7 protein-coding genes are annotated in these 8,464 nt (G+C 59.9%); 4 read left to right on the top strand and 3 right to left on the bottom strand.

The window, feature by feature from the left end; all coding sequences use genetic code 11:
- Positions 1–426: 426 nt before the first annotated feature.
- Positions 427–642, top strand: a complete 216-nt coding sequence (locus NW852_RS08280; RefSeq protein WP_414371684.1) for a DUF2949 domain-containing protein — start codon at positions 427–429, stop codon at positions 640–642.
- Complete coding sequence (mazG, locus tag NW852_RS08275) at positions 623–1,723, top strand: nucleoside triphosphate pyrophosphohydrolase (RefSeq protein WP_414365771.1); 1,101 nt, start codon at positions 623–625, stop codon at positions 1,721–1,723. Before NW852_RS08280 ends, mazG begins: the two co-directional genes overlap by 20 nt.
- A 51-nt stretch (positions 1,724–1,774) precedes the next feature.
- Here the strand turns inward: mazG and NW852_RS08270 are convergent, their stop codons facing one another.
- The 3 genes from NW852_RS08270 to NW852_RS08260 all read right to left on the bottom strand — a co-directional run bounded on the left by NW852_RS08270 (position 1,775) and on the right by NW852_RS08260 (position 5,202).
- Positions 1,775–2,281, bottom strand: a complete 507-nt coding sequence (locus tag NW852_RS08270) for a hypothetical protein (protein WP_414365772.1) — start codon at positions 2,279–2,281, stop codon at positions 1,775–1,777.
- 642 nt (positions 2,282–2,923) lie between these two features.
- The gene (locus NW852_RS08265) at positions 2,924–3,901 is read right to left on the bottom strand and encodes a PspA/IM30 family protein (RefSeq protein WP_414371686.1); all 978 of its coding nucleotides are present in this window, start codon (positions 3,899–3,901) and stop codon (positions 2,924–2,926) included.
- Positions 3,902–4,383: 482 nt separating this feature from the next.
- On the bottom strand, positions 4,384–5,202 hold the full coding sequence (locus tag NW852_RS08260; protein WP_414335874.1) for a hypothetical protein: 819 nt from the start codon (positions 5,200–5,202) through the stop codon (positions 4,384–4,386).
- A 114-nt stretch (positions 5,203–5,316) separates the two neighbouring features.
- On the opposite strand from NW852_RS08260, the gene NW852_RS08255 reads away from it, so the two are divergent.
- Positions 5,317–6,579, top strand: coding sequence for a class I SAM-dependent methyltransferase (locus tag NW852_RS08255; protein WP_414371689.1), 1,263 nt, complete (start codon positions 5,317–5,319; stop codon positions 6,577–6,579).
- A gap of 204 nt (positions 6,580–6,783) precedes the next feature.
- Positions 6,784–8,277, top strand: a complete 1,494-nt coding sequence (locus NW852_RS08250; RefSeq protein ID WP_414365775.1) for a hypothetical protein — start codon at positions 6,784–6,786, stop codon at positions 8,275–8,277.
- The last annotated feature ends 187 nt before the right edge of the window (positions 8,278–8,464 follow it).

Raw genomic sequence — 8,464 nt, 5'->3', positions numbered from 1 at the left:
CGGAACTGGAGAATAGCAGATGGGTCAACCTCAACCCGGACGGGATGGTTACATTGTTAGCAAGATTTTTATCCAATAGCTGGAGTCGGCAGGATAAAAAGGTAACATCGCTCCATACCCGAGCTACCCTGCGCTAGGGGAAGAGCATCGGCCTCTCAGGGCACTGTCAATCGGCAGCAAACCTGCTATTATACATTGACCTCACTGACTCCATTTTTTGTGCTCTTGGATACAGAGATCCCATCTGTTCCAGTAACGGGAGGGATCGCTTAGCAGAGCTGCGCTCAGAAAACCCGGCTTGCCTCCTCTTGGCTCAGTTGCCGGCCAGATCTTTGCGGAAGCTCTGTAAGAGTGTTAAGAATGATTACATTAGTTGGTCATCCTCTCAGTTTTTCCACTTGTCCTTCTCAGCGCCGTGAAACGACTATGCTAGATCCCATTCCCCCTCCTGTCCTTGAAGAATACCTGTTGCAAGCAGGCATCATCGACCGCTCCCAACTGAGCTTGGCCAAAAAGCTGCAGCATCGCCAGCAAGGGCCGTTGCTGATGATCCTTTTGGAGCTGAGTTTCATCGATCTCGAGCAGCTCAGGCGCCTGCTGGATTTGGGCCGCACCTACGACCATGCTACAAACGCTGGATAGCCTTCAGCCCGGTTGGCAACAGCATCTGGCCCGCTGGTCTGCGGCTGGGCAGGGATCCCTGCTGCTGAAAAGTTGCGGGAAGAAGGATCTGGCGGAGCTGCGTCGTTTTTTACAGCAGTTCTGCGCCCCCAGCCAAGCGTTGACCTTGCTCACAGAAGACTTGCAGGTAGTGGACGGCCCCCTGACGCTGCAAAGCTGGGATCCGCAGGTCACAGGCTCTTTTGCCCATCTTTATCTGGAGCGCTCCGCGTCTGCACAGCACCTCAACCGCTTGGCGGCAATAGTGGCTCAGTTGCGCGCCCCCGACGGCTGTCCTTGGGATCGCGCCCAAACGCCCGAGTCGCTGACTCCCTATATCCTCGAAGAAGCCTACGAGACGGTGGCGGCCATTCGGGCTGGGGATCCGGCGGCCATTGTCGAAGAGCTAGGGGATCTGTTGCTGCAGGTGGTGTTGCAATCCCAGATCTTTGCCGAGCGAAACCACTTCGACCTGGAAACCGTAGCCGCGCGGATTGCCGATAAGCTGATCCGCCGTCACCCCCATGTGTTTGGGGATGCTCCGCAGTCAGATGTTTCCAGCCTTTCTGAGTTGCACCGCTCCTGGGAAGACATCAAGCAGAAGGAACAGCCACAGCAGACCCTCGGCCAGAAACTTCTCCACTACGCTGAAAGTTTGCCCCCCCTGATGGCGGCCCTGAAGATCTGCCAAAAAGTGGTGGGAGCGGGATTTGAGTGGCCGACGGTGGAGGGGATCTGGGCCAAGATCCGCGAGGAAGAGGCCGAACTGCGCCGAGAGCTGGAACGGGATCCCCCCGACCCGGCGCGACAGGAAGCCGAGTTGGGGGATCTGTTGTTTGCTCTGGTCAATTTGGGCCGTTGGTATGGGCTGGATGCCGCGCAGGCCTTGACCCAGACCAATCTGCGCTTTGCCCGCCGTTTTTTGCGCATGGAAGAGCTGGCGCGGCAACCAACAGAAGCAGCGTTACCTGGCAGCGGCCAAGCCTCCCCGCTCCCTCTCCAAAGACTCACCCTCGCGGAGTTAGAGGCCCTCTGGCAACAGGCAAAGCAGGAGCACCCCTAATCTCTTTTCTGAACCATTTATCTAAACTGGGAAACCAGCCCGCGGGATCCCTCAGCGATTGTTGGGCAAATTCTGGATGGGAACAACCAGCTCTTGCACAGGCAGAGCCACGGGTTGGGAGGTGTCGCCGCTTAAGGAGCCGGATAGCCCAGAGGGAGGAGAGGCTGGAACCTCGCCGACGGGGCGCAGTTGCCAGCGGATGATCTGCTCGCCGCGGTAAAAGGTCACCAACAACTGATCCCCCTGCGATTGAATTTGCCAGGTGCCGTCGCCGCTGGTAACCGAAATCTGCCCGCCGGAAAAGGGCGCGTCCAACGCCGGCCCCGACTGCGTCCAAATGCGTCCGCCACCGGTTTCCAGAACCAGTTGCACCGTCGCCCCCTGCCCCTGACCGCTCAAGATCTGGCCGGTGCCACTCCAAACTCGGGTCTCTGTCTGAGCCACAGCGGGCTGCCCAAGCTGCAGAGCCATGAGCAACAGCCCTGCCCAGCCCCACTGACCTCGTAGCGCCCCCCTCCAACCGGGAGAGAAGAAAGAATAGCGAGAGAAAAAGGCCATTGCACCCACGTTAGTACCACACGCTGCAATAGGACTGAAACACACCAGAGAAGAAGAGAGAGAGCTTGAGGGAGTAATTCTTTACACAGTCCCTCTCACAGTCTATCGAAACTGTCGGGATCCCTCTGCGTTCTCTTGGGCTTGGGTTGAGCTGGCTGCCGAGATCCTCAGTTGTCTTGATCCCAATCTAGGTAATCCCCGCCCCCCCAGACAGGCTGCAACCTGAGCCTCTGGCTGCGGGGATCCCTAGCAACCGCTTCGCCAATGCGCAGAGCCAAGTCTGAAACCCAACTAAAATGGCAATCGTTGCTATTTCTTCGATTTAGCTTAATCGGCGGGAAGCCCTGCACTGTATGAGTGAATTGTGTTGACTCAGGAGCCAATCAGTGTCGGGATGAAAGCCGTTCGTGCTGCAATTGAGGAGCACAAGTTAAATCTCTGAAGAGTTTCCCGCCGTGGGTGGCACGGTGGCAGCACGCTGAGACCTCTGTACCAACAAGTCTGGGAAGCGTGAAGCCCGTACGCTATCGGTTCACGCAGCGTGGCGTAAGCCATGTTGTGTTTGCTCAACGAAGAGGAGTGGCGGGAGTCGTTCACACTGAGGCACTGCACCCGCCCCGTTACCTCTTTTTAGTTGTTTTTTTAGTTGTTCATCTCCCGTTCCAGCTTGGCCATCGCGATCTGGCTTTCCAAGCGGGAAATGCCCTCGCGGATAGCTGTCGCCTGGGCCTCAACCTCGTCCAGGGAGCGACGAACCGCCTCTGCGGCACTCATGTGTTGGTTCTGCTGCACCAAAGCCTGGCGCGCCAGTTCGTCCTGGTCATGTTGGCTGGCCTTCTCGGCTCTGACAAACCAATCCTCAGCCTTTTGCAGCAGTTGATCGTACTGCCGTTCCAGTTGTTTGCAGCTGGCCAGCGTTGTGGCCAGGCTGCGCCGCAGTTGTTTCAGATCCCGCTCCATCTGGCGGATGCTCGCGTTTTTCTGGCGAGGCTTTTTCCACAACACTTTGCTCAGGCCCACCATCACCACTGCTGTGGCAATGCCCACGCCCGCTGCCGCTGCCGGGTTTTCCCGCAGGAAGGAGCCGTCCAAAACGTTGGATCCCGCAAAGGCCGAGGTTTGCGCGGCTGTCTCCCGAAACTCCCAGGGCATCACCGGATTGCGTTGCTGCCAAAAACCTCGGCGCGCCGCCTGGGCCAATTCTTGAGCTTCCAGGTAGCGCTCCCGGTTGGCCCCGTACAAAAAGCGCTCGTAAACCGCCGCCTGCCCCTGGCGCAACATCTCCAAATTCACCAAGCCCTCAGAGTTGTACACCTGGGCAATGTGCAGCCCTTCCGGCGTGACGTAGAGGGTATCCACCTGCACCAGGGATTCCGGCGGCAGCAGGCTTTGCAAAGCCTCTTGTGAGAGCCGCCCCCAGCGTCCCTGCGTCAGCTCCGGCGCATCCACATAGGCAAGGCGAAAACGGGTGGGTCTGCCGTTCAAGTCTGCCCAAAAGGTGTCCCCATCCACCACCGACCGTACTCGCGCTGTCGCGGAAGATTGGGCCGCTGCAGGGAGGACAAACCAAGTGCCCGAAAGGACAGCCGCCGTCATCAGGAGAGAAGTTCTTGAGGCCATGGGGATCACTCCTAATTGTGCAGAACAACAAAAGTTAAGAAATAATAAGAAATGGGGAGGCTGCGGGAACCCGCCAAAAGCCTGAGGCGTCTTCGCAGACTGGCAGAAGCAAATGGGCTGCTGCTTCCTCGGAAAGAGGCGCCAGAGCCAATAACTCACCCGCGTCAGAGAAAGCAACTTCTCCGACGCGGAGCTTGCCCTTCTGCAAAAGTCGGCTCCCAGGATGAGAATTTGGGTTAGAGTCTAGCTCACCTCTTGGGGCAACGTCACAACCCTAGATGGCAATCTTTGTGCAGTTAGCTTAAAGAGTTTCCCTGACTGGTTCCTGCCGCGGGTGGCACGGTGGCAGCACGCTGAGACCTCTGTACCAACAAGTCTGGGAAGCGTGAAGCCCGTACGCTATCGGTTCGCGCAGCGTGCTGTAAGCCATGTTGTGTTGACTCAACGAAGATGAGGGTCGGGAGTGCGTCACTGGATTGGAATCACAGGCGCAAGCGGTAGGGCTCTTCCTCAAGTCCACTGGGCAGAGGCGGCGGGAGAATCTCGATCTCGCCCGTGGGCAACGTGCGCAGCACCGTCCCCAATTGGGTCAGTTGTTCCAGAACAAACTGGCGGGTATCCCGGTCGCTGGTGGCGTTAAACACGCTTAGCCAGACATCGAAGCGGGAGCGGCGGCTGAGGGGGCTGCGGGCGATGTTGTCCCCCAGTTGGCGAAAATCGTCACCAGGCAAGCCCACCTGTTCCCGCCAGGCGGCGGCTTGGTAGTAGTCGCGGCGGCCCGCTTCCGCATCCCCCAAAAACATGAAGTTGATCAGGGCGCGATCCACGTAGAGCCGCCAGGCATCGGGGTTGTTTTGGGGGTTAAACTGCTGCAGGCCGCGATCCAAAATCTCGACGGCTTTTTCCGGCTGGCCAGCCCGATAGGCCAACACCAAGCTGGAGAGGCGGTAGCCTAAGAAGAAATTGGGATCCAGCCGCAGCATGTGGTCGAAGTACTCGTAGGCAAGGCCGTAGCCGGTTTGGGCGCGAGCAGGGGCGTCGCCGTAGTACTGGATCAGCTCCAGCCACAGCCAGGAGGCGCCCAGGTTGCGGTAGCCCAGCCAGCCCAGGGTGGTGGCCAGGGCAATGTTGCGGTTTTTGCGGGCCTCGGCATTTTCCAGGGCCTCTAGATTGATCCGCTCCAGCATCGGCACCTGCAGCCGTACCACCAGGATCCCGCACAGCAGCGCCCCGCCCACGGCGGCCAGGGTGCCTGTCAGGGAGAAACGGGAGCGGCGACGGGGCAAAGCAGCAGCAGTCATGGCCAGTTCTCAGCAGATCTCTATTGCTCGGCAGCGCCGCCGCGACCAGCGGCTAGACTCAATCATAGCGATGGCCTTGCTTCTCTCGATCTCCCTTGCACTTTTCCCCTGCCGATGACCAGATCTGCTCTCTCGGCTGCAGACCGGGCCCTCAGCCTCTACGAGGCCCTGCCCTACCCCAATGTGCCCCTCTCCCAGTCGGCCCGCAATGTCTTGGGGGAGATGTTCAAGATGAGCTATACCACCGCCCAGTACCTGCGCACCCACATGCTCGTCCCGTCAGAGGGCAAGGTGATGCTTAACGCCGGCTGTGGCTCCGGCTGGGAGACGCTGATGATGGCGGAGGCCAATCCGGGCGCCCAGATCGTGGCTTGTGATCTGTCGCCGGCTTCCGTCAAGCTCACCGAGGAACGCCTGCGCCGCCACGGCTTCACCGATGTCCAGTGCTACGTCCTCAACGTGCTGGAGCTGGATCGCCTGGGGATCCAGTTCGATTTCATCAGCCTGAACGACGTTCTGTATTTGTTGGCAGATCCCACTGAGGGCTTGCAGGCGATGAAAAAGGTTCTCAAGCCCGAGGGCATTATTCGCGCCAATCTCCACAGCCGCCGCCAACGCCAGGTGTTTCTCCGCCTGCAGGAAGCTTTGCAAAAGGTGGGGCAATTCGACGTCCCGCCAGCAGTAGGCGCCAAGAACGTGCGGGAATTCATGGGATCCCTGCAGGAAGAGGTGGCCAAGGCAGTGCTGTGGAACCCGGCCAACTATACCGAAGACGCCGCCATCCTGAACAACTATCTGCTTGCCAACGACAAGGGATTTACGATCCCCGAGGTGTTTGGCATGTTGCAGCAGGCAGGGTTGGGCTTTTTAAGCCTGGTGGATATGCCCGACTGGTCGGTGGAGTCTCTCTTTAAGCAAGTGCCGGAGTTTGTGCGGCAACGGCTGGAAACCCTCAGCGTTATGGAGCGGCTGCACCTCTACGAGCTGATCCGGCCTGCCCATCGCCTCATCGACTTTTGGGCCGAGCACGCCGGCTCTTCCCTGGTGCTGCCTTGGACGGATGCGGATTGGCTGACGGGATCCGTGCAGTTTAACCCCCTGCTGATGGACAATACCCGCTTCCACCAGGAGTACAACAAGGCCCTGCAAGAGAACCGCCCCTACGAAATGCAGTGGACAGGGGCCACCCACGGGCGGATCAGCATCCCTGCCGAGAAGGTGAGATGGCTGGCTCCGCTGCTGCAGGGGCCGACTCCGGTGGCAGAGCTGATTCAACGGGTCGTCGAGCTGGGATCCCTGACGAAAGAACAGGCAACCGACGAGGTGTTGACCTTCCTGACGGCGTTGGAAGACTTTCTCTTTGTCATGCTGCAGTAGAGCCGTTTTCCCATTCCCGCTCCAGCCCAGCTCCCCTCTCCCTCTGGGAGAGGGGCTGGGGGTGAGGGCAGTCTCCCTCTGGGAGAGGGGCTGGGGGTGAGGGCAGTCTCCCTCTGGGAGAGGGGGCGGGGGTGAGGGCAGTGGCCCCAAGCGCCTGAAAGGTGCCTTAATCTGGTTTGAGATGTCGAGAACTGTACGACCCGGATGCCTGCCTGGCCGGCACGTCGTTTCTATGCAGCTCTGCAGCGAGGGCTGACCCAGCCCTTGGATCGCTGGGTAGCCGGGATCACCCTCTGCAACTTGGCGATTGGGGTGATCTTATTTTTGCTGGGCAACCATACGGCCCCCTATGTGCGGGATTTCAACTGGCAACAGCAGCGGGTGGGATCCCAGGAACTGCAGATGGTGCTGACCTTCAACCGCCCTATGGATGCGGACAGCGTTGCGGCCAACTTGGAGATCCAGCCGCCTCTGCCGGGCCGGATGCACAAGCTGGGCCGCCGCTTTTTTTGGACCCTGACAGAGCCGGCCCCCTACGGCCAGACCTACCGGCTGCGCCTAAAGGCCGCCGTGGATGAGCGGGGCCAGCCCATGGTGCGACCTTTTGAGGGAGAGTTTCGCACGCCGGATCGGCAGTTGTTGGGGATCGGCACGGAAGCAGACCAACGGGGGCGGCTGTTCCTCTTTAACCTGGAGACGGGATCCACCACGTTGCTGACGCCAGCCGGGCTGAAGGTCACTCAAATGCAGCCCAGCGCCGATGGCCGCTTTGTCTACTACTTTGCCACCACCACCAGCCTACAACACCAGGATCTGTACCGCCTGGATCTGGAGGATCAGTCTTCCCAGTTGCTGCTGGATCACCAGGGCTACCAAAACCTGCGCTTCCAGGTCTCGCCGACGGGGGAGCTGGTGGTAGCGGAGCGGATCCCCCTGCAACGGGATCCCCTCGCCCCTGTCCAGACGGAGCTGTGGGTCCAGAAAAGGAGACAGGATCCCTTTGAGCGTCTGGAGCTGGACACGGCTTTGGGGGGAGACTTTTTCATCAGCCCTGATGAGAGCAGCTTGCTCATCTCCCAGGGGCAAGGGGTGGGGATTGTGCCCCTGCACCCGCGGGCGGCAGCGGAGAGCTTTTTGGCCCAGTTCGGCCAAACCTTGGCCATCCGTCCCGACGGGGCTTTCGGGGCTTTGCTGCGCTTCAATCCCGACTACACCCGCAGCCTCTTTATCGTCAGCAATACCGGCACCAGCGAGGAGATTTGGGTAACCGAGGGATCCGTTGCCAAAGGAGCTTTCTCGCCGAGGGCGCCTGTCTTTTACAGCTTGGTGAGCGAGGTTGAGGTTACCGGCAATCAGGGCGAGTTGGCGTTGCCGGGCTACAGCGAATCATCCCGCCTGCTGGCAATCGTGTTCAGCAGCGGTGGCGCTGCCCAAGCTGGCAAGATCGCGGAGATGGCTCGGGCCGACTACCCCTTTGAGCTGGACTTCAGCCTTTCTCCGGACGGCCGCCTGTTGGCCTACACGCTTTTGCAGCCCTTGCAAGAGGAGATTCCGGATCCCTGGGCTCCCCTCAGCCGCAGTGGGCAAGCCATCCGGAGCGCGCAAGTGTGGCTGCTGGACTTGCAAGATGGACTGCCGCTCCCCAACAGCCGTCGTCGCCTGCCGCTGAGCAGCAGCGCCTTGGCCTGGATCCCTTAGAGAAACGGGGGAGAGCGAGGGGGCGGTAATCCCCCTCGATTCATCGGGGGATCCACGGCCCCCCTGTTCGGTCGTTCCAGCTGGGGTGTCACGGAGTCCACGAACTGAAGCTCGGCGGTAGCTCCTTGCGCGTCTCTTGAAGGGGACGCAGAGGTTGCGCAACTCTTCCCTCCCCCTAGCAAGCCGA

This window comes from Synechococcus sp. H60.1, assembly GCF_047462335.1.
Lineage (GTDB): Bacteria > Cyanobacteriota > Cyanobacteriia > Thermostichales > Thermostichaceae > Thermostichus.
The sequence above is the reverse complement of the archived record's forward strand: the minus strand, read 5'-3'. Positions and strand labels throughout refer to the sequence as shown.